A 25,908-nucleotide genomic window follows, 5' to 3' on the forward strand; every position below is an offset into this window, starting at 1 on the left:
CCATTATGCTGACGCTAACATCTCTCGGCGGTGCGAGCACCGTCACCGGCTCGAAGCACCTCCTCACGAACGGCGGCAAGCGCATCCTGATCGATTGCGGCTTGTTCCAGGGACTCAAGAACCTGCGCGAGCTCAATTGGACGCCACTGCCAGTGCCCCCGTCCAGGATTGATGCCGTAGTGCTCACCCATGCCCACCTCGATCATTCGGGCTATCTTCCCAGGCTCGTGCGCGATGGCTTCAAGGGTCGAATCTACGCCTCATCGGCAACGCGCGACGTGGCCGAGTTGATCCTCAAGGATAGCGGCTTTCTCAACGAAAAGGATGCAGAATACGCCAATCGCAAGGGCTTCTCGAAGCACAAGCCGGCTTTGCCGCTTTACGGCGTGCGCGATGCGGAACGGGCGATAGAGATGTTTACCACTGTGCCGTTCGAAACCGCCTTTCAGCTTCCCGGCGGCGCGACCATGACCTTCCGTCGCGCAGGTCATATCCTCGGCGCGGCCAGCGCGGACATCGAATGGGCTGGCCGCCGCATTGCGTTTTCCGGCGACCTTGGGCGCTACGACGATCCAGTGCTGCCCGATCCAGCTCCCGTGGCCGACGCCGACTATATCGTCGTCGAATCAACCTATGGAAACCGCACTCACAATCCCGCAAACACGACCGAGGTGTTGGGAGAAGTTGTTGAGCGCACCGTAAAACGTGGCGGCACGGTCGTTATCCCCGCCTTCGCAGTCGGCCGCGCGCAATCTCTCCTTTATCATCTCTGGAAGCTTCGAACGGCAGGCCGCCTATCAGGTGTACCGATCTATCTCGACAGCCCCATGGCAATCAACGCTACAGACCTCCTTCACGCACATAGCGACGATCATCGCTTGACGCATGACGAATGCACGTCGATCTGCAAAATCGCCACCTATACCCGCGATGTGGAAAGCTCCAAGGCGATCACTGCGAGTGTCTTTCCCAAAGTCGTGATCTCGGCCAGCGGCATGGCGACCGGCGGTCGTGTGCTTCATCACCTCAAGTCTTTCGTCACCGATCCGAAACATACGATCCTGTTCTCCGGCTATCAGGCTGCGGGAACGCGGGGGCGGGCCATGGTTCAGGGCGCGAGAGAGATCAAGATCCACGGGCAATGGATACCCGTCAGAGCAGAGGTCGACGATCTGTCGGTGCTCTCGGCGCATGCCGATGGCAATGAGTTGATGCGCTGGCTCTCAGGCTTCCGGCGCGAACCGTCCCGCGTCTTCATTGTCCACGGTGAGGACGAGGCATCGGAAGCCCTGCGCGCCCGGATCGATCGCGAAATTGGCTGGAATGCCACTGTGCCACGTCAGGATCAGGTGTTCGACCTATGACCACGCTCCTCTCTCATGCCGGTCCAGAACAACCAACTCTTCGTGTTCGGCGCCTTCGATTGCACACGCAACACCAGCCGGTCGTCGTCATGCGCACTGATTGTCATGTTTGTCGCTCGGAAGGGCTCTCCGCTCGCTCGCAGGTTCTCGTCTCGGGTGGTGGGCGGGAATTACAGGCAACGCTCTTCCAGGTGGAGGACGACGGTCACTTGGCCGTTGACGAGGTCGGGCTCTCCGAAACCGCCTGGGAGATGCTGAATCTCGCCGAGGACGCCAAGGTGCAGGTTACCCATGCCCCCGCTGTCGAGTCGCTGGCAAGCGTACGCAGACGTATCCACGGCAACCGGCTTGACTCGCATGCTCTCACAGAGATTGTGCAGGACGTGGTCGCCGGCCGTTACACCGACGTGCAGCTTGCGGCGTTCCTGACCGCAACTGCGGCTTTACCACTCGACGAGAACGAGACTGCCGACCTTACCGGTGCGATGATCGCGGTTGGCGACCGGTTACAATGGCATGCCCCTGTTGTTGTCGACAAACACTGTGTCGGCGGCCTGCCTGGTAACCGCACCACCCCGATCGTCGTGGCGATCGTTGCGGCCAACGGGCTCGTCATGCCGAAAACGTCCTCCCGTGCCATTACCTCCCCCGCCGGTACTGCCGACACGATGGAGACTCTCGCGCCGGTGAATCTCGACATTGCAACGTTGAAACGCGTGGTCGAGGCCGAAGGAGCTTGCATCGCGTGGGGCGGAGCGGTCCACCTCAGTCCGGCTGATGACATCTTCGTGCGCGTCGAACGCGAACTCGACGTCGACACCGAAGGCCAGCTGATCGCTTCCGTCCTCTCCAAGAAAATCGCTGCGGGATCCACCCATGTCGTTATAGACATCCCGGTCGGCCCGACCGCCAAGATGCGCAGCGAAGATGCCGCATCTCATCTCGCGACGCGGATTACAGCGGTCGCGTCTCGCTTCGGCCTTACGGCCCAATGCCTTCAGACCGACGGGTTGCAGCCGGTCGGTAGAGGCATCGGTCCCGCGCTTGAGGCGCTCGACGTACTAGCAGTCCTGCAAAATGCGCCCGATGCGCCGGACGATTTGCGCAGGCGCGCCGCGATTTTGGCGGGCGTAGCGTTGGAGATCGGCGGCAAGGCCGAGAATGGAAAAGGACTGGCGCTCGCGCTCGAAACGCTGGCTGAGGGGCGCGCCTGGAAAAAGTTCGAGGCTATCTGCAATGCCCAAGGTGGGATGAGAACGCCGCCCAAAGCGCTCCATGTCCATCCACTCACGGCTCCGCATGCTGGACGGGTCGTTCACATCAATAACCGAAAGCTGTCCCGCCTCGCCAAGCTGGCTGGCGCGCCGGAAGCCAAGGCGGCCGGTATCCATATGGAAGTTCGCCAGGGTGATGAGACCGACCGTGGGCAGCCGCTTCTCCACATCCACGCAGAAACGCCGGGTGAATTGGCCTACGCACTCGACTATGCCGCTGGTGCCGGGGACATCATTGAGATCGAGGCCTGAATTGGTTCAAGACCAGTAAGGTCGGCAACCGGCTTCGGCGCAGCTTGGGTACCTGACAAAGGGACCCGGAGCTTTTAGCGAACCTCCGCAGGAAAGAAGGATTGCAACTTAGCCGGGACCACGGGTCAGTGTGTCAGCCCGACCCGTCATGAGGTGCCGTAACTGCTTTCTCAATGGATGTCGTTCGCGCGCTGCAATTCGCGAATATAGGTGGTGATCGCCTCGATCGAGGCGTCGCTGACACCCTCTATCGGCGCCATACTGCCAAATCGCCAGTGATGAGCACGTACGCCTTGGCGCACAGCAAGCGTGAAGGCCATATCACTATGATGGCTCGGCTCGTAGATTTTATGGATCAATGGCGGTGCCAGCCCATCCCGACCCGAACCGTTCGGTCCATGACAGCTGGCACAGTTGGCGTCGAACGCGGTCTTGCCCTGTTCGGCCATCGACGAAAGCGATGACGGCACTATAACCTGAACGATGGGCTCACCAGAGCCAGAGCCGTCCTGCCGATTCTGCGCCCACCAGATGGCAACGCCGGCAAGCACCACCGCAACCACTGCAACAAGTGTTTTGTTCATATTCAATCCTGCGGCTTGAAGGCCTCCCGCCTAGGCGGGAGGCCTTCGAAATTAGGCGACCACGAACTCAGTCATCATCCCGGTTGAAAGATGTGGCATGTGATGACAATGCAGCATCCAGCGGGCCGCCTCACCCGCGTCCACGGCAATCGTAGCCATGGTCATAGGTGGAATATAGAGAGTGTCACGCATAGCCCCGCCCATCCTGCGTCCGCCGATCTCCACCACCTGAAAATGATGGCCATGCAGATGCATTGGATGTCCCATCATCGACATGTTGTGAAAGCGAATCTCGACACGGTCCCCGCTGCGCGCCGAAATCGGCAAATGCTCACCCCAGGTCTTGCCGTCGATCGTCCAGACATAGGGCTGCATTTGTCCGCCTAGCATAACGTCTATTGGACGGATGGCGCCGCGATCGGCGAGACCGGTCACCGCACGCAAGCGAGATTCCTGTTCCATCCTGATGTCGAACGGGGGCGCGTCGGCTTCAGCAAGGGAATCGATACGGCGCACCTGCGCGCCGGGCGTCGCAAGAATCAGCCCCGTCCGTTCACGAGCCCCTTCACGAAGGGCTAGGACGGGCCAGGCACCGGTATCAGGCAATTCGAGCTCCAGATCCAAACGCTGCCCCATCGAAAGACCGAAGCGATTGCCAGGTATGGGCTCGATCGGCTGACCATCTACAGCAACGAGCCGGCCCGGCAGATTGCCACTATCGATCCAGATGTCCGTCGTCAGAACATTTGGCGCTGATGGCTGCTTGATTTAGCGGAGTGTCGGCCTCGATCTTTGGTTGATGTTAAGCGGCGAGTTTGCGGTGCTGCAAGCGCCGGAGCTCGATCGTCTGTCGTTTGATCCTTTCTCGTTGTTCGATGATAGCAGAGGCCCTGCCGAAGTAGGCGTCGGCCGGGGTCACGTTGCCAAGGCTCTCGTGGTGGCGTCGGTGATTGTAATACTCGACGAAGGCTTCGATCTGGCGTTCGAGATCGCCCGGCAGGAAGTAGTTCTCCAGCAGGATGCGGTTCTTGAGCGTCTGATGCCAGCGCTCGATCTTGCCCTGGGTCTGCGGATGAAGCGGAGCGCCGCGGACATGGCTCATGCCGTTGGCGTCGATCCATTCGGCGAGTTCGCTGGCGATGTAGGACGGCCCGTTGTCGCTGAGCAGTTTTGGCTTGTGCAACACCCTGGCGCTGTCACAGCCTGAAGCCGTAAGGCCCAGTTCCAGCGTTTCGGTCACGTCCTGGGCCCGCATGGTCGTGCACAGCTTCCAGGCGATGATGTAACGGGAGAAGTCGTCGAGCACGGTCGACAGATAGACCCAGCCCCAGCCGATGATCTTGAAGTAGGTGAAGTCTGTCTGCCACATCTCATTGGGACGCATGGTCTTGTCCCTGAACTCGTCGGCGGCCTTGATCACCACGAAGGCCGGGCTGGTGATGAGGTCATGGGCCTTGAGTAGGCGATAGACGGTCGCCTCGGACACGAAGTAGCGCTTCTCATCGGTGAAGCGCACCGCCAGCTCACGTGGTGACAGCTCGGACTGTTCCAGCGCCATGTCGATGATCTGGCTCTGGACCTCGGCGCTGATGCGGTTCCACACCCGGTTCGGCCGGGAAGGACGGTCCTCCAACGCCTCCGGGCCGCCTTCGACATAGCGGTCATACCAGCGGTAGAAGGTGCGCCGCGCAATGCCGAGCTGATCCAGCGTCTTCTTCGCCGGAAGGTGCGACTGCTCGACGATCTTGATGATCTCGAGCTTTTCGGATGCGGGGTATCTCATTCGTCGTCGCCCCCATCCGCGATCATGCTTTTTTGAGCAGACGGTTCTCCAGCGTCAGGTCCGCGACTGCCTCCTTCAGCGCGCGGGTCTCGCGACGAAGGTCCTGCACTTCACCGGTCGTCGCAGCACGGGCCGTGTCGCCTGCCAGTCGCCGCTTGCCGGCTTCCAGAAATTCCTTCGACCAGGTGTAGTAGAGGCTCTGGGCAATCCCCTCCTTGCGGCACAACTCGGCAATGCTGTCTTCGCCACGAAGGCCATCCAGCACGATCCTGATCTTGTCTTCCGAGGAAAAGTGCCGCCGTGTCGCCCGACGGATGTCTTTGACCACATGCTCGGCGGAGCGTTTGCCGCCAGTCAACTTCGAATTCATGTTCGTTCCTTCGTCTTAGACGAGAACCGAACACTCCTTAAATCACACCCTCAATTCTGTGCCATAGGCGCTGATCCCGGACAGCAGGAGATTGTCAACTTCCTGAAGAACCCGGATGAATACGGCCGGCTCGGCGGACGCATGCCGAAGGGCGTGCTGCTGGTCGGCCCCCCGGCACTGGCAAGACCCTGATCGCAAGGGCCGTTGCCGGCGAGGCACAAGTGCCGTTCTTCTCGATCTCGGGTTCGGAATTCGTGGAAATGTTCGTGGGCGTAGGGGCCGCGCGTGTCCGCGATCTCTTCGAGCAGGCCCGCGCCAAGGCTCCTGCCATCATCTTCATCGACGAGTTGGACGCGCTCGGCCGCGCGCGCGGCGCCGGCCCGATGATGGGCGGCCACGACGAGAAGGAACAGACGCTCAACCAACTTCTGGTAGAGTTGGACGGCTTCGATCCCACCGTCGGTGTGGTGCTGCTGGCGGCCACCAACCGGCCGGAAATCCTCGACCAGGCCCTCCTGCGCGCCGGCCGCTTCGACCGGCAGGTGCTGGTCGACCGGCCGGACAAGCAGGGCCGCATCCAGATCCTGCACGTCCACATGCGCAAGGCGAGGCTTGCTGAGGATGTCGATGCCGAAAAGGTCGCGGCGCTGACCCCGGGCTTCACCGGCGCTGATCTGGCCAACCTCGTCAACGAGGCTACGCTGCTGGCTACCCGCCGTAGGGCTGATGCTGTTACGATGGATGATTTCAACAACGCCGTCGAGCGCATCGTCGCCGGGTTGGAGAAGCGAAACCGCCTTCTCAACCCGAGAGAACGCGAGGTTGTGGCCTATCACGAGATGGGCCACGCGCTTGTCGCCATGGCGCTACCCGGCTCGGACACCGTGCATAAGGTGTCGATCATCCCGCGCGGGATCGGGGCGCTCGGCTACACCATTCAGCGCCCGACCGAGGATCGCTTTCTGATGACCAGAGAGGAACTCGAGAACAAGATGGCGGTTCTGCTCGGCGGCCGGGCGGCCGAGAAGATCGTCTTCGATCATCTTTCCACGGGAGCGGCCGACGACCTTGCCAAGGTCACGGACATCGCACGCGCCATGATCATGCGCTACGGGATGTCGGAAAAGCTGGGTCATGTCGCCCTGGAGAAGGATCAGCGCTCCTTCCTGACACCAAACCAGATGGCAGCCTATCCTCAGCCTCGCGACTATGGCGAGGCGACAGCCGACGCAATCGACGGGGAGGTGCGCGCGATCATCGATGGCGCGTTCGAGCGAACGATCCGTTTGCTCAAGGAGCGTCGAGACCTTTTGGAGCGCACGGCCCGTAGACTGCTGGAGAAGGAAACCCTCGACGAGGCGGAGCTTGCCGCGTTGACGGGGACCACAGAGGATGCCGACATGACAGTGCCAATCAGCCTGTCAACACATTGAAACGAGCCTTCACATCATCAACCGCGAGCCGGCGCTCGCCGTAACTGTCGGGGGTCCTGATCTCGCTTAAAGAGCCGAATGCATTCAAGTGGAAGCTAATCCCCGCCGCGCATTCTAACCGCCGTCAGGCTGGCGGTAGAGTCTCAAAAGAGGTAACAAGATCGCTAACCTTTCGGGCACAGGAACCGATCCGGACGTCGACCCCGGCCGCGCAGAGCTTGTCGCGCTCGGATGCTCCGACATATCCGCAGATCAACCGAATTGACCCGCTGGCAAGGATCAAGTCGCAGGTTGACTCGTTCGTTCTGGCTGCGTTTGAACGGAACCGCCGCTTACGTGACGCTGGGTCGACGACGAGCAAGCCATCGCTTTTGGCGAAGAAGGGACTTAGCACAGCCCTTCTTTGGCTGCGAGAGACCAGCAGGGCTACGGAACGCTTTAGATCAAACGCGGGCGAGGCTGTCGATACCATTCGTGGCTCGTGAAACACCGCTCATTTCTCCCACTTTTCATATAATTATGATTAGTCTGGACGCGACGCACTTTAATCTCGATCAAGTGCGCTCCCAACCATCGTTGCCGCCAATTGGTGGCAATTTGCTTCGCGATCAATGTTGGTTGCTCAGCCCCAGCCGCCTCGCGATCTCTTTGATCCCCGTCAAAGTGTCATAATTAATATGTGCGATGGTGCGACGTTGCATGACATGCGACGGGATGGAATACTGCCGTGCAAATACGGGAGTTGGGCGAAACAGTCTGAACCGCCCCGGGTTTGCCGGAGGCCGTTTCTTTTGAGTCACGCGGCCATGGCTGGTTCTTCCAGCATGGCGTAGTAGCGTTCCTCGGCTTCCGCCGGCGGGATGTTGCCGATGGGCTCCAGCAGCCGGCGATTGTTGAACCAGTCGACCCAGGTCAGCGTGGCGAACTCTACGGCCTCGAAGCTACGCCATGGCCCGCGCCGATGAATGACCTCGGCCTTGTAGAGGCCGTTGATCGTCTCGGCGAGAGCATTGTCGTAGGAATCGCCCACACTGCCGACGGAGGGTTCGATGCCGGCTTCGGCCAGTCGCTCGGTGTAGCGGATGCTGACATATTGAGACCCCCTGTCGGAATGGTGCACCAGGCCGCCGCGGTGGATGGGCCGCCGTTCGTGCAGGGCCTGTTCGAGAGCATCGAGGACAAAGCCCGCATGGGCGGTCCTGCTCACCCGCCAGCCGACGATGCGGCGGGCATAGGCATCGATGACGAAGGCCACGTAAACGAAGCCGGACCAGGTGCTGACGTAGGTGAAGTCCGACAGCCACAGCCTGTTCGGCGCGGGGGCATGGAAGACCCGGTTCACATGGTCGAGCGGGCACGGGGCGGCCTTGTCCTGCACCGTGGTGCGGATCGGCTTGCCGCGGATGACGCCCTGAAGGCCGAGGTCGGCCATCAGCCGCTCGACCGTGCAGCGCGCGACGGCGAAGCCTTCACGCAGCATCTGCCGCCAGACCTTGCGCGCGCCATAGACCTCGAAGTTCTCGGCGAAGACGCGCTCGATCTCAGGCCTCAGGACACCGTCCCGCTTCGCCCGCGCCGACAGCTTCTCCGGATCGACGCGCTTGGCGACGTGGTCGTGGTAGGTCGACGGGGCGATCGGCAGAACCTTGCAGATCGGCTCGACCCCATGGACCCCGCGGTGATCGTCTATGAACCCGATCATCGTTTGAACGGGCGGTCGAGCTCCGCCTGGGCAAAATAAGCGGAAGCCTTGCGCAGGATCTCGTTGGCCTGCCGAAGCTCCCGGTTCTCCCTCTCTAGCGCCTTCAGCTTTGCCGCCATGTCCGTCGGCACACCGGCGCGCTTGCCGGCGTCTACCTCGGACTTCTTCACCCACTCGTTCAGCGTCTGGCCCGTGCAGCCGATCTTGGACGCGATCGACATGACCGCAGCCCACCGGGAGGGATGTTCATGTTCGTGATCCAGCACCAGCCGCACGGCTCGCTGGCGCACTTCCGGGGAAAACTTGTTCGTCGTCTTGCTCATGATGGCTCCACCTTCTCAGGAGTTGGAGCCTCCGGCAAACCCGGAGCGGTTCAGTCAGGAGGCGGCGGGTAAGTGAACATGCTCAAGCTACTGGCATTGCTGGTTGTTTGCACGGTTTCCTTCTTCATGCAGGGGAAGCTGGCCTTCGCGCGTGAGGGAAGTTTCGCGCCGGCTCAGTCGATCTCCCAGCGTCACATGGCCCTAAGTCCCGAATTCGCCGCGCCATTGCCCCCGAATGACTGCGCATCCCAACGGATATGCTGCATGGTAGTATGTTCGCCATGCCAAGTGCTCATAGCCGGGCACCGAACCGAGTTCACCTGGAGACTAGGTGAATCTTCGACCATCCCCGCTCTTAGCGACGATTGCCTCCGGTCAATCATACTTGGCCAAGATCCTCCGGTCCCACGATCCCATCGCATCTAGTTTTTCCTCGGTGTTCTGACGAAGGCGCGGGTGCTTGTTCTGTATGCTGTTCCGCAGAAGCTGCGGCGGTTAAGCGCGACCACGGCGCCGTTGTGACGGAGCGAGGATTTCATCAGCACGAGTAACTGGTTGCGGAAACAGCCATCGGAGCGGGATTACGCCCGGCGACTGTAATAAAAGCTGGCATCGAGCGTCCTTACAAAATGAGGTAACCGGGTCGCTCTGCCGCGACCGATGAGATAGTTCCAACGTGGACGGAGTAGACCATTGTTTCAAGGACTTACGGCACAGGAAGCTGCACGCCCTTCGGGCGGTCCGCTTGATGATTTGAGCAGGCGTCCAAAGTGCCCGAAAGACGGAGCCGACAGCGAGGCTTGGGCTCCGGTGATAGGATTACCGCCATCGACGGATGCCTACCGGCTTCTCCCGCGTTTTCGAACGGGAGATCGCAGGATGCCGGTTGGGCGGGACCTGTTCCGCTTCGGCGAGACAAGCAAGTCGATCTTCAACCTTCTGTCCGGCTGGGTAGCGATCTACACACTGCTTGAAGATGGCAGGCGGCAGATTGTCCATTTCGCGCTACCAGGAGCGGTCATGGCAGTGCCGACTTCAAACGGGGCTAAAATCAGCTACGGGGCGCAGGCCCTGACGGAAGTGGTTGTTTCTGTCATCCCGAACACTATGCTAACAACCGTTTTGAAGGACGATCCCGAGGTCAGCATGCGGCTCGCGAGCAGACTGGCCCGTGACATTAGTGTAGCCTATGACCATATGACGAGTATCGGGCGTCGCACTGCGCGAGCGCGCGTCGCGTACCTTCTCCTTGAACTGTTCACGCGGCATCGGGCCCAATGGCCCGGCAACCATATTGAGGAGATGGCAATCCCTCTTACACAGGAACAGATCGGGGACGCCACGGGCCTTACCTTCGTTCACGTGAACCGTGTTCTAAGCACGTTGCGCAAAGACAAAATCGTGCATTTCCACTATCGGCGTCTCCGAATACTCGATCCTGATCGACTGATCGAGGTAGCCGGGGTTGACGCGCAAACCGCGATGTCATGGTTTGAGTGACGATCACCTGAACGCCCCCTTCGAACCAATCAGGATCCGCCATAGCGCTCCACGATCACGAGGCCGATCGCCGTCAAGACCAGACCGAATGCCAGCGAGGGCCCGAACTGCTCGCCGAAAAAGCCGATACCGAGCAGCAGGGCGAAGACCGGCGTCAGGAGGGTGAATGCATTCGCCTGGCTGAGCGGAACGCGATCGAGCACCCAAAACCAGAGCCAGTACGCCAAGGCTGTTCCGGGAAGGGCCAGAACGATCAATGAGAACACGAAGTCGGACGAAAGGTGTATCTTAAATGGCTGTTCCAGCGCCAACGCCATAACTGCCAGAGGGATTGCTCCGAGGAGAAGCTGCGCCGACATTGCGACCAAAGGGTCAATTCGGTTTCTGACACCTTTCATCAGGACATTGCTAACGGCGAGGCCAGCGGCTGCCAAGACGATGAAGGCCGGTCCTATCACGCCATCGAAGCCTTGCTTGATGTCGAGCTGAGGCAAGGCAACGACGACGATCCCGAGGAACCCGATCGCCAATCCAACGTATTGTGCGGGTCGCAACCGCTCCGAGAGGAATGCAAATGCTAGCGCGGCCGCGATCAGGGGCTGACAGTTGGCAATGACAGTCGCGAGCCCTGGCGAAACAAATTCAGCAGCGTGGAACATCCCGAAATAGGCCGATGTGGTGGCTCCAAGGCCAATGAACGCGAGAGCAATCCACGATCGGAAATCAGTTGGAATGGGCCGCCGAAGCATTATTGCGACCACGCCCAAAACCAAGCCTGCCAAAACAGCCCTGAGTGTCGCGAAAGTCATATGCGAGACGTGTGTCAGGCCGAGCGTGATGAGCGGAAAGCAGAGAGCGTTGAGAAAAGCGACCAGCAGGAGAATGAGTGTGAAGCGAGAACCCATCATGCGTCCACCCAGCGACCTAGCCAGCCGTAAAAGACTGCTCCATGCACTGCGACGACAGATCACCTGTTTCTTTCCTGTATGACAACGCTTTCGGCGATCCTAAAGAACGGGTCGCTATACATCTCTTGGTGACTTCTCGTAATTTAAAATGGCAGCACGTGCTGCGGCGATCTGCACCGCCTTCTCGCAGTAGCAATCGAGAAAACCGTGGATGGGACAGGTCCGGCACATCTCCTCTAGGCGCTTGCGAAGCGCGCGACGGCCTCGGTGCAACCGGACGGTGATGTTGTTCAGCGAGGTTCCAAGGCTTGCGGCAAGCCGATCGCGTGGCTCGCCGAGAATGTCCGCGCGCCAAATGATGTCCGCATATTCCGGCTTAATCGTAGGCAATAAGCGGTACAAACAATTGCAAATGGTTGCCTCAAGCCCTAGGTCGGACTCGGCGGAGTGGTTCTCTAAACTGTCGGGATCGACCTCTGTTTCGCGCTTGCGACGCCTTATCTGGTCTCGCTGATGGTCGACGATAGTCGTCGCAAGAATCCTCCCCAACCAGCCACGCACAGTACGTACGTCGCGAAGCTGAAATGACTGCTCCAGGGCGCGTAAGGAGAACCGTTGAAGCACTTCCTCCGCCTCGTCCCGGTCGCGGAGCCGATTTTCAAGAAAACGCATTATTTCTTGCCGTACCTCGACCAACGCTCGCTGGACGGCTGCATCGTGCGGCTTGGCACCGTCGCCGTCCCAAATCCTTCCTAATGTTTCATGATCTTCATTGCGGGTCATTGAATGCTCCTGTCTAGTGAGCCAGAGCTTGCTCAACTATTCGGTGCGCCACTTCGATGGGTAGAAATGCAGCGCACCGGTTAGCGAAACCGCGTCGCCGCGCCGAGAATTCAAACGGGACATTTCCCGTTAGTCGCTCGTATCAAACACCAACGGCGAGTACGCGCCTTGCGCCAGGTTAAACATTCAGGCGATCTGGTCGGGCCTGAATCACGCTGCCAGCCCCATCTGTCAGCCCAGCCATCCTCCCTTGAATCCTGCACGCTGGAGACCTCGTCGAACGTATGGGCAGGACCGCATCAACTCCCATACCAGGCCGCTCCTTTCGTTCTCGATCATCAGGATGACAGGCCCTTCGTTGAGCCCGAAGTACCATGGCGAAACCCAAAAGCCCAAGGCATTGTCGGTAGATCCGGGGTAGGTAGGATTGAAAGCGGCCTTGAACCCGTAAGCGTTGGCAGCCTTCAGTTTGGCTTGATGGATACAGAACGCGATTGTAGGCCGAACGATTTCTGGAGCGAACGGCAGGGAAGCGGCGACGGCCCAAGGGGCTAGGGTGCCATCGTCCGGACCGTAGGGAACTCCCCGCGCAACATAGTCTTCGAACCGACGCTCGATCCCATCTAGTTCGAGGGTGGAGGGGCCAGGACCTTCGCTCGCCGTGATGCCCCAGCAATGTTCCCCGTAGCCATCGAAACCGCGCGGGTTCTCGATCGCGTAGCGCTGCTGCACGTAGGTGGCCCGACGGCTGTTCTCGAAGTAATCGATTCCCTTGCCGCGCATGAAGGAATCCTGGAGGCCGCGGAGGTCAATCCAAACATGGGAGAGCTGATGAATGAACAGGGGGCCCGCATAGAGGTAATCGTAGCCGTAGCAATGCTCCCATCGGAATGTAGAGGTCCAGGCTTCGTAGCTGCTTCTGGGTAGGGCATGAGTAGGCGAGGCGAGGCCCAAGACATATAGCAGGAGGGCCTCGTCGTATCCTTCCCATCGATGCTTCAGGAAGCCGCCCTCGGGAGTCCAGCCGTGGGTGACGGTTTCTCCTCCGTCTAGTGCCCAGATCCAGTCGGCTCGGCGGTAAAGCTCGATTGCGAGGGTGCGTATCTCGGCTTCCGCTCGCGTATCGGCGTTGAAGAACGCTGCTGCTGTCAACCCTCCGGCCAGTAGGAACGTGCTGTCGATCGTCGAAAGCTCGCAACGCCAGGCCCGCCGGCCGGTTTCCATGTCCAGGAAGTGATAATAGAAGCCGCGGTGCCCGGTGGCGTCGGGCTCCGGCCCATGTGGGCTTTCCCAGAAGAGGCGAAGGGTAGCCAGCGTGCGCTCCGCAGCCGCCCCGCGGCTCATGTACCCGTTCTTCACGCCGACCGGATAACATGCAAGCGCAAGTCCCGTAGCCGCGATGCTTGCCGGCCAGTTCTCTTCGGTTTTATCGCGAACTAGCCCGTTGGCCGGGTTGGCTTCCCGAACGAAGTAGTCGAAAGTCTCCCGCTGCAGTGTCGCGAGATCGTCGTCGGAGGCAGGCGTACTCACGACGAACCAGACCGAATGTGCTTCAGGGAAGGGCCTCGCATCAGCAGAGCCTCAGTTGGATCGCGCAGGGGGTCAACGGCAACCCCCTCGCGCTGTCGACAGCCCCTGGCCGCATCACATTCGCCATACGACCTGACAAACTCCCCTGAACCTCTTCCACTCTAGTTTTTGGCTCGACACGCGGGCGGCGCGACGTAGAAGAACGATGGAATCCGGCATGCTAGCTCCCGATCATGACGACTATCCTTGACATACATCAAATCCATGGACTGGCCATGCCATATTCGGTATGGGGAGGCGTATGGAGCGTAGCATTACATTTGCATTTTTGATTTGAGATGAGCTCGCTGAGCTACGGCCTGATGAGCGCGTCGCCACAGCGACCATGCGATGACATGGGCGGGGTGGATATGCCGTCGTGCAAGGCGGGTGGCGATGCGGCGGATTCCTGAACCGACCAGCGGATGAGCGGCGGGTTCCCGATCCTGTCCGGCGCGTCGTTTTGGGAGCGCGGCATTGGCCTCATGGCGGATGGTGGCCATCATGGCGAAGGCGAGCATGACGAGCGAAACGTGGCGATGCCAGCCGTGCCAGGATCGGCTCTCGTTGTGGTCGAGACCGAGTTCGTTCTTGAAGAAAAAGGACTTGACCTTCCACCCGCTGGAAGGGGTAGGGATTGAAATAGCGGGGCCGGACGAGATCTGGCCGGGCCCTGCCTGCTGTCGCAAAGAATTCATTGGATGCGACACCGATGGCACCGAGGCGTTGCATGACACACGTTCATCACAAAGAGCACATCGCTGAATCAGCGGGGCAGCAGCATCCAGCAGGCCACGGCAAGTCCGCTCGCGGCGACGCCGGAAACTCCAGCCATTCAGGGCACGATCACGGCGAGATGGTGGCCGACTATCGGCGAAGGTTCTGGATATCGCTCGTCCTGACCCCGCCGGTCCTGCTGCTGTCTCCGATGATCCAACACTGGTTTGGCATCCAGGGCAGCCTGGATTTCCCCGGAAGCGAGTTTCTGCTGTTCGCCCTTTCGACCGTCGCGTACGTCTATGGCGGCTGGCCTTTCCTGACGGGTTTCACGTCCGAGCTACGCGCAGGCAAGCCCGGCATGATGACGCTGATCGCGCTCGCGATCTCCGTCGCATACGTCTACTCCGCCGCCGTCACCTTCGGTCTCCCGGGCACGTCCTTTTATTGGGAGCTGGTGACGCTGATCGTCATCATGCTTCTCGGGCATTGGCTCGAGATGCGCTCGGTTATGGGCGCTTCCCGCGCACTCGAAGAGCTCGTCCGCCTGCTGCCGGACACGGCGGCGCGGCTGGACGCGTCCGGTGCTGTCACCGAGGTCCCCATCTCCGACCTCGTTCCCGGGGACCGGGTCCTCATCCGCCCTGGCGCCAAGGTCCCCGTCGACGGCGCTATCGTGGAAGGCAGGTCCTCTTTCAACGAGGCGATGCTGACAGGGGAATCGCGCCCGGTGTCGAAGGAAACGGGTGACAGCGCGATCGGCGGCGCCATCAACGGCGCGAACGTCGTCACGATCGAGGTCACGGCGACGGGCGACAAGACGTACCTGGGACAGGTCATCAACCTCGTCAGGGAGGCGCAGGCGACGCGGTCCCGCACCCAGGACGTGGCGAACCGGGCAGCGGGCTGGCTCACCTACATCGCCCTTGCAGTTGGTTTCGGATCACTCGCCTATTGGGTCTTCGCAGGCGAGAGCTGGCAATTCGCCATCGAGCGCATGGTCACGGTGATGGTCATCGCCTGTCCCCATGCGCTGGGCCTGGCAGTGCCGCTGGTCGTGGCCGTGAGCACGTCCCTGAGCGCTGGCAGCGGGCTGCTTATCCGCGACCGCGCCGCCTTCGAGCGCGCGCGCAATCTGGATGCGGTCGTCTTCGACAAGACCGGGACGCTGACGGAGGGGCTGTTCGGCGTAAGCGACACCGTTCTTCTCGCGGGTGGGAGCGAAGAGGAGGAACTGCGGTTTGCCGCTTCCGTCGAGAGCCATTCCGAACATCCGATCGCCCAAGGAATCGTGGCAGCCGCAAAGGAGAGGGGCATCGACTTTCCCGCTCCCGGCAATGTCCGAAACCTCACGGGTGAGGGCATCGTCGCAGAGGTCGAGGGACAGGACATCCGGATCGTCAGTCCTGGCCATCTCGCCAGACAGGGCAACCCGGTCCCGGGTAGCCGACTCGGCGAACTCGAAGCAGAAGGCAAGACCGTCGTCGTCCTCGTCCGGAACGGTGTGCCCCGCGCCCTGTTCGCGCTTGCTGACATCGTGAGGCCGGAGTCCCGGGAAGCCATCGCAGAACTGAAGGCGCTGGGCATCAGTTCCATCATGCTTACAGGAGACGCCAAGGGCGTGGCGGCGTCCGTCTCCCGCGAACTGGGTATCGAAGAGTACTTCGCCGAGGTGCTTCCCGACGAGAAGTCGGCCAAGATCAAGGAGCTACAGTCCCGCGGCCTCCAGGTGGCCATGGTCGGAGACGGCGTGAATGACGCCCCGGCGTTGGTGCAGGCCGACCTGGGTGTCGCGATCGGCGCGGGAACCGACGTGGCCGTCGAATCCGCCGACGTGGTCCTGGTCAGAAGCGACCCCCGGGACGTGGCAGCAATCCTTGGCCTTTCCCGCGCGACCTACAGGAAGATGGTGCAGAACCTGATCTGGGCGACCGGGTACAACGCAATCGCAATCCCGATGGCCGCCGGCATCACTTTCGGGACGGGCTTCCTGATGACCCCGGCAGTCGGTGCGGTCTTCATGTCCGCAAGCACCATCATCGTCGCCCTCAATGCCCAGTTGCTCAGGCTGTACCGGAAGACGACATGACACGAACGACGAAACCGGAAACCGCTTCGTCTTTGATCCAGGACAAACAGCGTTGCGGCGGCGCGGTCTATCTTTGATAGTCGAGGACATTAGAAGGACGAGCAGGTTGCGACTGAACCTGACCAGTACGAAAAGGAAAGCGAATGCGCCGGCCCCCGCCGCGCGCCTTGTCGCTCTCCTGCTTGCCGTTCTGGTCGCCTTCTCGCTCTCCACCTTCGGCGGCGGGCACGCCCATGCAACGGGCGGGGAGGCACACGTCGCCATCGGCAACCCGGACGTCGCCGCTGCAGGCCCGCACGGGCATCAGGGGCACGCGCACGCTGTCCCATGCGACGACAGCGGCGCGGATCAGGGCGATGCGGACGACTGCTGCATGTCGGCTACCTCGTGCGCGGTTTGCGTTCCCGTTCCCTCGGCAGGACTGACGTTGGCCACGCAAGCTGCGCCGGCGGCCCTTGTGCCTCCTTCGACGTCGCTCCCGCGTGACGCGTCGACCCTGTCGCGCCCTCCCAAGCTCTCCGTGACCGCCTGAGCGCACGCGCCCGCGGGTTCCGTGCGCTCCCTGAACGGAGTCACGAACAATGAGAGTTTTTCACCATGAACATGTTTACAGCAATACACGCCTCGATCTCGCGGCGAGCCGCGCTGGCCGCACTTGCGATGGCGTCCGCGCTCGCGCTCCTCATGCCCTTCGCGGGACATGCGGGGGCCGAGGCAGCTTCCTCCGGCTTTGTATACACCGCCGACGAGTACGGTAACTCTGTCAGCCGGATCGACCTTGCCTCGGGCAGGGTCGAGATCGTTCCGGTCACGGTCACGCCGCACAACGTCCAGTTCGTTCCAGGGACGGGCCGCGTTCTCGCGGTCGGCAGCCCTTTGCAGGTGGGTGCCGGCCATGGGCACGCCGAAGCCGAGGACAGCCATGGCAGCACCTCGCAGGGCGGCGGATACGGGGGCTCCGAGGCGGGCGGAGCGCTGATCGTCCTTGATCCGGCCGGCCTCGCATCGGGTCCCGCATCCACCATCGAGGTGGGAACCCATCCTGCCCACGTGATCGCAGACCCTTCGGGCAAGCGCGCCTTCGTCACTAATGCGGGCGATGATACGGTGTCGGTCATCGACCTCGCCAAAGGCGAGGCCGTGCGGGAGATCGGCACCGGGGACTATCCGCACGGACTTCGGATGAGCCCCGCCGGCAGCGCCATCTACGTCGCCAACGTCGAGGATGGAACGGTATCCGTCATCGACACGGCCTCGCTGGAGGAGACGGACAGGATCGAGGTCGGCAAGGCCCCGGTGCAGGTTGGCTTCACGCCAGACGGGAAGCGGGTCTACGTCTCGCTGAGGGACGAGAACAAGGTGGCGGTCATCGACACAGCGACGCGGCAGGTCACCGCCCGCATCGACGTGGGGCGGTCTCCCATCCAGATGCATGCGACCCCTGACGGACGGTTCGTCTACGTGGCGAACCAGGGAACGGAGGCCGAGCCGGACGACACGGTGTCAGTGATCGACGTGGCGAGCGGAACGGTCGTCAAGACGATCACCACTGGCAAGGGAGCGCACGGCGTGACCGTCAGCGACGACGGCGCCCATGTGTTCGTCACCAACATCGTCGACGGCACCGTCTCCGAGATCTCCGTGGCTACGCAGTCCGTGGTTCGCACCCACGAGGTGGGCGAGGGTCCCAACGGGATCACCTTCCAGGCGCTATGAACACGTACCCGGGCGGCGATCCCGCCGCCCGGGTCTCTCATTTCAAAGGACAAAGCCATGACAAAGATCCTCAAGACCGCATTCGCCGCAGCCATGCTGCTTTCCGCCTCTCCGGCGCTCGCCGAGGACGCCCACCATCCGGCTCCGGCCGAAACCACGGCTCCGGCTCCGGGTGAACCGGCTCCCCACCCGTCCGCTCCCGCACCGGGGAGCCGAGATGCCGGGCGGCATGATGGGCGGCGACATGATGAAGATGATGCAGGAGATGATGGGCCGCCACGCCGGGATGATGCGGGGCATGATGGCCGACGGGGCGGGGATGCAGGACGGCATGATGGGGAAGATGATGGCGCCCGAGCATGTCGAGGGGCGGATCGCGTTCCTGCGGACGGAACTCAAGGTGACGGACGCCCAGCAGCCCCTTTGGGAGGCCGTGGCCGCCGCTCTGCGGGAGAACGCGCGCGGGTCCACGGGCATGATGCAGCAGGAGCAGGATGCCCAAGGACTGCCCAACTCGCTCGAGAGGCGGGAGAAGCTGCTTTCGGCCCGTCTCGATGCCGTACGGCAACTGAGGGCAGCGGTGGAGCCGTTCTACGCTTCGCTCGACGAAGTCCAGAAGGCTGCGGCCGACAACCTGCTGATGCCGATGGGAATGATGTGACCGTCAGACCGGGCGCTCAGCAAGGCGCGCGCTAGCTGTCGCCGAAACCATGCACGATTTTCCAATCACCGCGAACAAGGAAGCGAACCTCGAATGAACACCTACAGCAGATCCCTCTTCGCCGCGCTGGCGGCGCTCGTTGCGTCTACTGCGGTCTCTATGGCCGCGGCCGAGATGACCGTTTACAAGACACCTTGGTGCGGCTGCTGCCATGCCTGGGCGGAGGCGGTTGAGAAGGCCGGATACAAGGTGTCCACGGTCGACCTCGAAGACCTTTCGGCCATCAGGAAGCAGGCCGGGGTGCCAGCAGAGATGGAAGGCTGCCACATAGCTGCCGTGGACGGCTATTTCCTCGAAGGCCACGTTCCGCTAGAAGCGATCGGGAAGCTGCTCTCCGAGGGGCCCGAGGTCGCGGGCCTGGCGGTTCCCGGAATGCCGCAGGGGTCGCTCGGCATGGGGGAGGATCCTGTAGCCAGCTACGAGGTCTATGCCGTTCCACGCGACGCCTCCGAGGCGCCGTCGGTATTCTACAAGGCGGGCACCCAGAAGTAGGCGGCTGGAGACGATCGATGCCACCGCGCCCCTGACTTGACTGGAAAGAACCATGGTCTATCGAAGTGAAACTCGGCGGCCAAGTCCCGGCTCAGGCTCGCCGGACCCGGAGCTAGATGTGGAGTTGCTGAACACCAGCTGCTTCTGCATCAGCCTGGACCGTGCAGAACTCAGCCGGGCCTTTCTGGCGAATCCGAATCACCCGCTATCCTTCCGGCCATGGGTGACAGATATGCCCATATGTTCGCCGCACTTCCCGTTTTCGTGTCGCGCCAGCGCCTCGAGAGAATGGCAGAAATCGTCAGGGCTGCCGAGGCGGTCATAGCGTTGCCCGCCTATCGTGATCTCGTCCTCCAGGGGATGCCCGACATAGCGCGGTTCGAACCCCGGGCGCGGGGCGTGTTCATGAGCTTCGACTTCCACCTGGCATCCGACGAGCCCAAGCTCATCGAGATCAATACCAATGCAGGCGGCGCCCTCCTCAACCTTTCGCTGGCGCGCGCCCAACGGGCATGCTGTGAGGCAGTCAAGTCCATGGTGCCGGGGGCGGACACGCTCGATGCCCTGGAAGAGGCCTTCTTCGACATGTTCCTCGCCGAATGGCGTCTCGAACGTGGGCAACAGCCTTTGCATCGCATTGCCATCGTCGACGAGCGTCCGGAGGAGCAGTATCTCTACCCTGAGTTTCTGTTGTTCAAGCGCCTCTTCGAGCATCACGGGATCGATGCAGTCATAGCGGATCCCTCGGCATTGCAGTTGCGCGACGGCAGCCTCTGGCATGATCAGGGTCTTATAGATCTTGTGTACAATCGGCTCACCGATTTCACGCTGCAAGAGCCAGCTCATCAAGTTCTTCGCGAAGCCTATCTCGAACGTGCGGTGGTGCTGACGCCGCACCCCTTCGCGCATGCCTTGTATGCCAACAAACGAAATCTGGCGGTGCTCAGCGATCGCCCCGGGCTGCTCGCACTCGGGGTGCCCGACGAGATTTCAGGTACGCTGGCGACAGGTGTTCCGAAAACCGAACTCGTCGACGCGGACAATGCAGAGTCTCTCTGGGCGCGGCGCCGAAAATTGTTCTTCAAGCCCGCCTCCGGATTTGGAAGCAGGGCAGCCTACCGCGGCGACAAGCTGACGAGGCGCGTCTGGAGCGAGATCCTTGCCGGGGACTACGTCGCACAGGAACTTGTGTCTCCAGGCGAGCGGCTGGTCGGCGAACCTGGTCCGCCGCGGGCCTTGAAGTTCGATGTCCGCAACTACGTCTACGCGGGCCAAGTGCAGTTCGTCACCGCGCGTCTGTACCAAGGGCAGACAACGAACGCACGAACGCCAGGTGGCGGCTTCGCCCCCGTGTTCACGACCGCAGCGACGGATCTCACCGGTTGCGTCCACGGGAGGGATTGTCCTTGAAAGCCGATCTCGGGCGCTGCGCCCGATGATAGTGTCAGGACCTTCGCTAGCTGTAATGCTGCAGCAATGTTCGCCGTAGCAATTGAAGACCTCGGCCACGCGGGACCTATCGTGTTCGTAAACCAAGCTGAACGATCAGACACCGAGACAATTATTGACAAGGAGTATTGGCATGCCCCCCAGCCAAAGGTTCCCGCCGCAACGGCGCTCTCCCAAGAAGAGCTCCATGGCATCGACGCCTACTGGCGTGCCTCGAACTATCTCACCGTCGGGCAGATCTACCTGCTCGACAACCCGCTCCTGCGCGAGCCGCTCAAGTTAGAGCACGTGAAGCCCCGGCTCCTCGGGCACTGGGGGACATCGCCGGGACTTAACTTCATTTACGCCCACCTCAATAGGGTCATCAGGCTCCGGGACGCGAACGTGATCTACGTTTGCGGGCCGGGCCACGGCGGCCCGGCCATGGTCGCCAACACATATCTCGAAGGTACCTACAGCGAACTCAACCCTGATGTCTCCCTGGACGAGGCGGGCATGCGGAAGCTGTTCCGCCAGTTCTCGTTCCCGGGTGGGATTCCAAGTCACGCCGCGCCAGAAGTGCCGGGTTCCATCAACGAAGGCGGAGAGCTTGGGTATGCGCTCTCCCATGCCTACGGTGCCGCCTTCGACAATCCGGACCTAATTGTTGCCTGCGTGATCGGCGACGGCGAAGCCGAGACGGGGCCGCTCGCTGCCGCCTGGCACTCGAACAAGTTCCTGAACCCCGCGCATGACGGCGCCGTTCTCCCCATCCTTCACCTCAACGGGTACAAGATCGCCAATCCCACCGTGCTGGCCCGTATCCCGCCGGAGGAACTGCGCTCGCTCCTGGTCGGCTACGGCCACGAACCGTTCTTTGTGGAAGGGGATGATCCGTTTGAGATGCATGAGCGGATGGCTTCGGTGATGGACGAGGCGTTCAGGAACATCCGCGAGATCCAGGAAGATGCCCGCGCAGGCTCTGGCAGCGGAAAACGCCCCTGCTGGCCGATGATCGTGCTGCGGAGTCCCAAGGGCTGGACCGGGCCAAAGGAGGTCGACGGCCTGAAGACCGAGGGTTTCTGGCGTTCCCATCAAGTGCCGCTTTCGGGCCTCGCCGGGAACGCGGAGCACCTCAAGATGCTCGAGGATTGGCTTCGGAGCTATCGCCCCGAGGAGCTGTTCGGAGAGGACGGCAGCCCCGTCCCGAAGGTTCTCTCCGCCGCGCCAGCGGGGACCCGGCGCATGAGCGCCAATCCGCATGCGAACGGGGGATGCTCCGCAAGAGCTTGGAGATGCCGGGACTGGCTCCCCATGCCGTCGAAGTCAGCCGTCCCGGCGAGGGAAAGGCGGAGGCCACGAGGGTGATGGGCGGCTTCCTGCGCGAAGTCATGCGGACGAACGAAGTCAGCCGCAACTTTCGCCTAGTCGGCCCCGACGAGACGGCCTCCAACAGGCTCCAGGGCGTTTTCGAGGTGACGGGACGCGCCTGGATGGAGCAGGTCCTGCCGGAAGACACCGATCTCGGCCCCGAAGGCCGGGTTCTGGAGATCCTTTCGGAACATACCTGCCAGGGATGGCTGGAAGGCTACCTGCTGACCGGGCGCCACGGGCTGTTTTCCTGCTACGAGGCCTTCATCCACATCGTGGACTCCATGTTCAACCAGCATGCGAAATGGCTGGACGCGAGCCGGGACATCCCCTGGCGGCGCCCCATCTCCTCCCTCAACTACCTGCTGACGAGCCATGTCTGGCAGCAGGACCACAACGGCTTCAGCCACCAGGATCCGGGGTTCGTCGACGTCGCGCTGAACAAGAAGGCGGACGTCGTTCGTGTCTACCTTCCCCGGACGCGAACACGCTGCTCTGCGTCACCGACCATGTGCTGAGGACCTGGGACCGCATCAACATCATCGTGGCCGGGAAGGCGCCCTCCTGGCAGTGGCTGTCCCTGGACCAGGCGAGGGCACATTGCAACGCAGGCATCGGCATCTGGGACTGGGCTTCGGGCAAGGGCTCCGGCGACCCCGACGTGGTGATGGCCTGCGCCGGGGATGTTCCCACCGTCGAGACGCTCGCCGCCGTCCAGATCCTGAGGGAGCACATGCCGGACCTGAACGTCCGGGTCATCAACGTGGTCGACCTGATGACCTTGCAGCCGCGCGAGGTTCACCCCCACGGCCTCACCGACCGCGCGTTCGATGCGCTGTTCACGACGGACAAGCCCGTGATCTTCGCCTACCATGGATATCCCTGGACGATACACAGGCTGACGTATCGCAGGACCAACCACAGCAACTTCCACGTCCGGGGCTTCAACGAGGAAGGGACGACGACCACGCCCTTCGACATGACGGTGCTCAACGGGCTGGACCGCTATCACCTGGTGCAGAGCGCGGTAGAGAGGACGCCCGCCACCCGTGCGAGCGGAGAGAGCCTGAGGCAGATGATGCAGGAAAGACTTCTTCAGCATCACGACTACATCAGGGCGCACGGCCAGGACATGCCTGAGGTCCGCGACTGGCAATGGTCGGGCGACTAGATCGACGGAGGTGTCAGCCATGCCTCCAGTGATCCTGGCATTGAACGCGGGCTCGTCGAGCCTGAAGTTCGCGCTCTACGAGCTGAGCGAGAGTCTGCCGCTTCTGGTGAAGGGCAGCGTTGCGTCCCTCAATGCGAACCCCCGCCTCCGGCTTTCCGGGGGCGGGGAGCCCGCACGGCAACGCGACCTTGGCGCCGGGCCGCTGGACAGCGGATCGGCGGTCGAGATCGCCGCCGACGAAATCCGCTCCGTGGTCGACATCTCCCGGCTGCAAGCAGTAGGCCATCGGATCGTCCACGGAGGGTGGGCGTTCACGTCTCCTGCATTCCTCGACGATGACGTTGTCGAGGAGTTGCGCCGGCTGATTCCGCTGGCTCCGATCCACCAGCCGCAAAACCTGGAAATCGTGGACAGGGCAAAGAGCCTCTTTCCTGGCGCGGCGCAGGTCGGGTGCTTCGATACCGCGTTCCATGCCGGGCGGCCGGCTGTCGCCAGAGCCTATGGTCTTCCGCGCGAGCTGTCTGAGTCGGGCATCCAGTCATACGGCTTCCACGGGTTGTCCTATGCCTACATCTCTTCCGAACTCCGGAAGTCGTACGGTCCTCCTGCAGGAGGCAAGGTGATCGTCGCCCACCTCGGGAGCGGCGCCAGCCTCTGCGCGATGCTCGATGGAAAGAGCGTGGCTACGACGATGGGCTTCTCGCCCCTCGACGGCCTGGTGATGAGCACGCGATGCGGTGCGCTCGATCCGGGCGTGGTCCTGTACCTCTTGCAGGAACGAGGCATGCGGGCGGAGGAAGTCGCCCGGCTACTCTACCATCAGTCAGGCCTTCTGGGAATCTCCGGGATCACGGGAGACATGCAGCGGCTGCTCCAATCCGACAGCCCCGAGGCGCGCGGAGCGGTGGATGCCTTCGTTTACCGCGCCGGACGCGAGATCGGCTCTCTCGCCGCAGCTTTGGGCGGACTGGACATGCTGGTCTTCACCGCAGGCATCGGAGAGAATTCACCAGCCATCCGAGAGTTGATCGGCGCGGCGGCCAAGTGGCTGGGCGTGCAGGTCGACCCCGATCTCAACCTTAAGGGGGAACCGTCGATCAGCACTCCGGCCTCGAAGGTACGCATCTTGGTGATGCCCACCGATGAGGAAGTGGAAGTCGCGCGGGAAGCGCTTCGGCTGCTCCAGGGCAACGAAAGCGGTCATCGCGGCAGCCCGCTCACGGCCAACCAAATATATGGAGAAGGAAAATGACTACAGGCAAGACGAGAGTGGCAGTGAATGGCTACGGTGTCATCGGCAAACGGGTGGCGGAAGCCGTCATCCTCCAGGATGACATGGAACTGGCTGGGGTAGCCGACATATCCGCGGACTGGCGCATGCAGGTGGCGGACGGGAAGGGCATGCGGATATATGCCGCGCGGCCCGAAGCTTCGGCGGCGATGACAGCGAACGGCATCGAGGTCGCCGGGAGCCTGGACGAGCTCCTGGCCGCTGCGGACGTCGTGGTGGATTGCACTCCGAAGAAGGTCGCTGCGGCGAACATCGAAACCTACAGGAGGATGGCGAAGAAGTTCATCCTCCAGGGAGGCGAGAAACACGAGGCAACCGGACACTCCTTCGTCGCCGAATGCACCTATGAGAGCGCCCTTGGACGGGATGCGACACGTGTCGTCTCGTGCAACACGACATCCATCGTCCGGACGCTTTCCGCCTTGAAAAGGGTGGGGTTGCTGCGCAAGGCGCGGGGAACGTTGCTGAGGCGCGCAACAGACCCATGGGAGAGCCATCTTGGCGGGATCATGAACACGCTGGTCCCGGAGCCTGAGATACCGAGCCATCAGGGGCCTGATGCGCAGACGGTCGACCCGGAACTGGATGTCCTGACGATGGCTGTGAAGGTGCCTCAGACGCTGTCTCACCTTCACTACTGGAACGTCGAACTGACCAGGGAGACTGCCAAGGAGGAGGTGCTGGACGCGTTCCGGGAGCCCTCCCGGATCGCCTTGGTGCGCATCGACCGTGGCCTGGCGGCCTTGAATGCCGTCAAGGAATGGATGCTCGACATCGGCCGGCCGCACGGCGACCTGTACGAGGTTGCGATCTGGGAGGACATGCTGAAAGTAGACGGGAATGAGCTCTACTACGCCTATATGGTCGACAATCAGGCGATCGTCATTCCCGAGACCATCGACGCGATCCGTGCCCTGGCTGGAACGGAGACTGATGGGAAGGCTTCCATGGACCGCACGAACGGCACTCTCGGAATCGGGAAGGTCGCGCGTCTCGCGGCGACGGGATAGCTTGCCTCGGACCGGGGCATCTCGCTAGCGCACTCCTTTTTCCCGGGTCGAATCCCT

Annotated in this window: 17 protein-coding genes, 3 pseudogenes and 1 other annotated feature; of the genes and pseudogenes, 12 read left to right on the top strand and 8 right to left on the bottom strand. The window is 61.9% G+C overall.

What is annotated here, in order from left to right:
* Window positions 1–5: 5 nt before the first annotated feature.
* Together HK436_RS23895 and HK436_RS23900 are read left to right on the top strand one after the other, a co-directional pair.
* Entirely contained in the window at window positions 6–1,364 is a 1,359-nt protein-coding gene (locus HK436_RS23895) for an MBL fold metallo-hydrolase RNA specificity domain-containing protein (RefSeq protein WP_173194102.1), read from the top strand.
* On the top strand, window positions 1,361–2,890 hold the full coding sequence (locus HK436_RS23900; protein ID WP_173194104.1) for a thymidine phosphorylase family protein: 1,530 nt from the start codon (window positions 1,361–1,363) through the stop codon (window positions 2,888–2,890). The genes HK436_RS23895 and HK436_RS23900 overlap by 4 nt, the downstream gene beginning before the upstream one ends.
* A 170-nt stretch (window positions 2,891–3,060) precedes the next feature.
* Here the strand turns inward: HK436_RS23900 and HK436_RS23905 are convergent, their stop codons facing one another.
* From HK436_RS23905 to HK436_RS23915, 3 genes are all read right to left on the bottom strand, one after another.
* Entirely contained in the window at window positions 3,061–3,474 is a 414-nt protein-coding gene (locus tag HK436_RS23905; protein WP_173194538.1) for a c-type cytochrome, read from the bottom strand.
* Between the two features lie 51 nt (window positions 3,475–3,525).
* Window positions 3,526–4,098, bottom strand: a complete 573-nt coding sequence (locus HK436_RS23910) for a multicopper oxidase domain-containing protein (protein ID WP_312860715.1) — start codon at window positions 4,096–4,098, stop codon at window positions 3,526–3,528.
* 178 nt (window positions 4,099–4,276) lie between these two features.
* Window positions 4,277–5,627 (bottom strand): IS3 family transposase gene (locus tag HK436_RS23915; RefSeq protein ID WP_173194108.1). Its coding sequence is split into 2 segments (ribosomal slippage): window positions 4,277–5,291 and window positions 5,290–5,627, totalling 1,353 coding nucleotides; the frame shifts between segments, so codons are not numbered across the junction.
* Window positions 5,628–5,711: 84 nt separating this feature from the next.
* On the opposite strand from HK436_RS23915, the pseudogene ftsH reads away from it, so the two are divergent.
* Window positions 5,712–7,060, top strand: a pseudogene (gene ftsH, locus HK436_RS23920) (ATP-dependent zinc metalloprotease FtsH); the annotation flags it as partial.
* 796 nt (window positions 7,061–7,856) lie between these two features.
* On the opposite strand, the gene HK436_RS23925 reads toward ftsH, so the two are convergent.
* A protein-coding gene (locus tag HK436_RS23925; protein ID WP_173187516.1) for an IS3 family transposase occupies window positions 7,857–9,085 on the bottom strand; the annotation gives its coding sequence in 2 pieces (ribosomal slippage) (window positions 7,857–8,797 and window positions 8,797–9,085; 1,230 coding nt in all).
* Window positions 8,688–8,804: a sequence feature (AL1L pseudoknot), on the bottom strand. It overlaps the preceding gene by 117 nt.
* Before the next feature lie 879 nt (window positions 9,086–9,964).
* Between HK436_RS23925 and HK436_RS23930 the strand changes: the two genes are divergently transcribed.
* Window positions 9,965–10,585: a Crp/Fnr family transcriptional regulator gene (locus tag HK436_RS23930; RefSeq protein ID WP_244649373.1), complete on the top strand. Its 621-nt coding sequence runs from the start codon at window positions 9,965–9,967 to the stop codon at window positions 10,583–10,585.
* A 29-nt stretch (window positions 10,586–10,614) separates the two neighbouring features.
* On the opposite strand, the gene HK436_RS23935 is transcribed toward HK436_RS23930, so the two are convergent.
* The 4 genes and pseudogenes from HK436_RS23935 to HK436_RS34040 all read right to left on the bottom strand — a co-directional run.
* Complete coding sequence (locus HK436_RS23935) at window positions 10,615–11,493, bottom strand: DMT family transporter (RefSeq protein WP_232365649.1); 879 nt, start codon at window positions 11,491–11,493, stop codon at window positions 10,615–10,617.
* A 114-nt stretch (window positions 11,494–11,607) separates the two neighbouring features.
* Window positions 11,608–12,276 carry an RNA polymerase sigma factor gene (locus HK436_RS23940; RefSeq protein ID WP_173194110.1) on the bottom strand — a complete coding sequence of 223 codons (669 nt, stop codon included), beginning with the start codon at window positions 12,274–12,276 and terminating at the stop codon, window positions 11,608–11,610.
* A gap of 231 nt (window positions 12,277–12,507) precedes the next feature.
* Complete coding sequence (locus HK436_RS23945) at window positions 12,508–13,806, bottom strand: glucoamylase family protein (protein WP_173194112.1); 1,299 nt, start codon at window positions 13,804–13,806, stop codon at window positions 12,508–12,510.
* Between the two features lie 494 nt (window positions 13,807–14,300).
* Window positions 14,301–14,462 (bottom strand): annotated as a pseudogene (locus HK436_RS34040) (IS701 family transposase); the annotation flags it as partial.
* Window positions 14,463–14,575: 113 nt separating this feature from the next.
* Between HK436_RS34040 and HK436_RS23955 the strand changes: the two are divergent.
* The 8 genes and pseudogenes from HK436_RS23955 to HK436_RS23995 all read left to right on the top strand — a co-directional run bounded on the left by HK436_RS23955 (window position 14,576) and on the right by HK436_RS23995 (window position 25,851).
* Window positions 14,576–16,651, top strand: a complete 2,076-nt coding sequence (locus tag HK436_RS23955) for a copper-translocating P-type ATPase (RefSeq protein WP_173194114.1) — start codon at window positions 14,576–14,578, stop codon at window positions 16,649–16,651.
* Window positions 16,652–17,248: 597 nt separating this feature from the next.
* On the top strand, window positions 17,249–18,367 hold the full coding sequence (locus tag HK436_RS23965; RefSeq protein ID WP_154722912.1) for a YncE family protein: 1,119 nt from the start codon (window positions 17,249–17,251) through the stop codon (window positions 18,365–18,367).
* A 217-nt stretch (window positions 18,368–18,584) separates the two neighbouring features.
* Window positions 18,585–19,028 carry a Spy/CpxP family protein refolding chaperone gene (locus HK436_RS23970; protein ID WP_312860716.1) on the top strand — a complete coding sequence of 148 codons (444 nt, stop codon included), beginning with the start codon at window positions 18,585–18,587 and terminating at the stop codon, window positions 19,026–19,028.
* Between the two features lie 93 nt (window positions 19,029–19,121).
* Entirely contained in the window at window positions 19,122–19,580 is a 459-nt protein-coding gene (locus HK436_RS23975) for a DUF411 domain-containing protein (protein WP_173194118.1), read from the top strand.
* A 240-nt stretch (window positions 19,581–19,820) separates the two neighbouring features.
* Window positions 19,821–20,990, top strand: coding sequence for a hypothetical protein (locus HK436_RS23980; RefSeq protein WP_244649374.1), 1,170 nt, complete (start codon window positions 19,821–19,823; stop codon window positions 20,988–20,990).
* A 153-nt stretch (window positions 20,991–21,143) separates the two neighbouring features.
* A pseudogene (locus HK436_RS23985) lies at window positions 21,144–23,550 on the top strand (phosphoketolase family protein).
* Between the two features lie 19 nt (window positions 23,551–23,569).
* On the top strand, window positions 23,570–24,802 hold the full coding sequence (locus tag HK436_RS23990) for an acetate/propionate family kinase (RefSeq protein WP_173194120.1): 1,233 nt from the start codon (window positions 23,570–23,572) through the stop codon (window positions 24,800–24,802).
* Window positions 24,799–25,851 (top strand): type II glyceraldehyde-3-phosphate dehydrogenase, encoded by a 1,053-nt coding sequence (locus HK436_RS23995; RefSeq protein WP_173194122.1) that lies wholly within the window; start codon window positions 24,799–24,801, stop codon window positions 25,849–25,851. The genes HK436_RS23990 and HK436_RS23995 overlap by 4 nt, the downstream gene beginning before the upstream one ends.
* Window positions 25,852–25,908 lie beyond the last annotated feature (57 nt).

Origin of the sequence: Neoaquamicrobium sediminum (assembly GCF_013240295.1) — a bacterium.
Taxonomy (GTDB): domain Bacteria; phylum Pseudomonadota; class Alphaproteobacteria; order Rhizobiales; family Rhizobiaceae; genus Aerobium; species Aerobium sediminum.

Bases quoted from the DNA above. Each gene is read 5' to 3' on its own strand.
- HK436_RS23940 (WP_173194110.1), bottom strand. From the start codon at position 12,276: ATGACCCGCAATGAAGATCATGAAACATTAGGAAGGATTTGGGACGGC.
- HK436_RS23990 (WP_173194120.1), top strand. From the start codon at position 23,570: ATGCCTCCAGTGATCCTGGCATTGAACGCGGGCTCGTCGAGCCTGAAG.
- HK436_RS23895 (WP_173194102.1), top strand. From the start codon at position 6: ATGCTGACGCTAACATCTCTCGGCGGTGCGAGCACCGTCACCGGCTCG.
- HK436_RS23970 (WP_312860716.1), top strand. From the start codon at position 18,585: ATGCCGGGCGGCATGATGGGCGGCGACATGATGAAGATGATGCAGGAG.
- HK436_RS23955 (WP_173194114.1), top strand. From the start codon at position 14,576: ATGACACACGTTCATCACAAAGAGCACATCGCTGAATCAGCGGGGCAG.
- HK436_RS23905 (WP_173194538.1), bottom strand. From the start codon at position 3,474: ATGAACAAAACACTTGTTGCAGTGGTTGCGGTGGTGCTTGCCGGCGTT.
- HK436_RS23930 (WP_244649373.1), top strand. From the start codon at position 9,965: ATGCCGGTTGGGCGGGACCTGTTCCGCTTCGGCGAGACAAGCAAGTCG.
- HK436_RS23995 (WP_173194122.1), top strand. From the start codon at position 24,799: ATGACTACAGGCAAGACGAGAGTGGCAGTGAATGGCTACGGTGTCATC.
- HK436_RS23975 (WP_173194118.1), top strand. From the start codon at position 19,122: ATGAACACCTACAGCAGATCCCTCTTCGCCGCGCTGGCGGCGCTCGTT.
- HK436_RS23980 (WP_244649374.1), top strand. From the start codon at position 19,821: ATGTTCGCCGCACTTCCCGTTTTCGTGTCGCGCCAGCGCCTCGAGAGA.
- HK436_RS23900 (WP_173194104.1), top strand. From the start codon at position 1,361: ATGACCACGCTCCTCTCTCATGCCGGTCCAGAACAACCAACTCTTCGT.
- HK436_RS23935 (WP_232365649.1), bottom strand. From the start codon at position 11,493: ATGATGGGTTCTCGCTTCACACTCATTCTCCTGCTGGTCGCTTTTCTC.
- HK436_RS23965 (WP_154722912.1), top strand. From the start codon at position 17,249: ATGAACATGTTTACAGCAATACACGCCTCGATCTCGCGGCGAGCCGCG.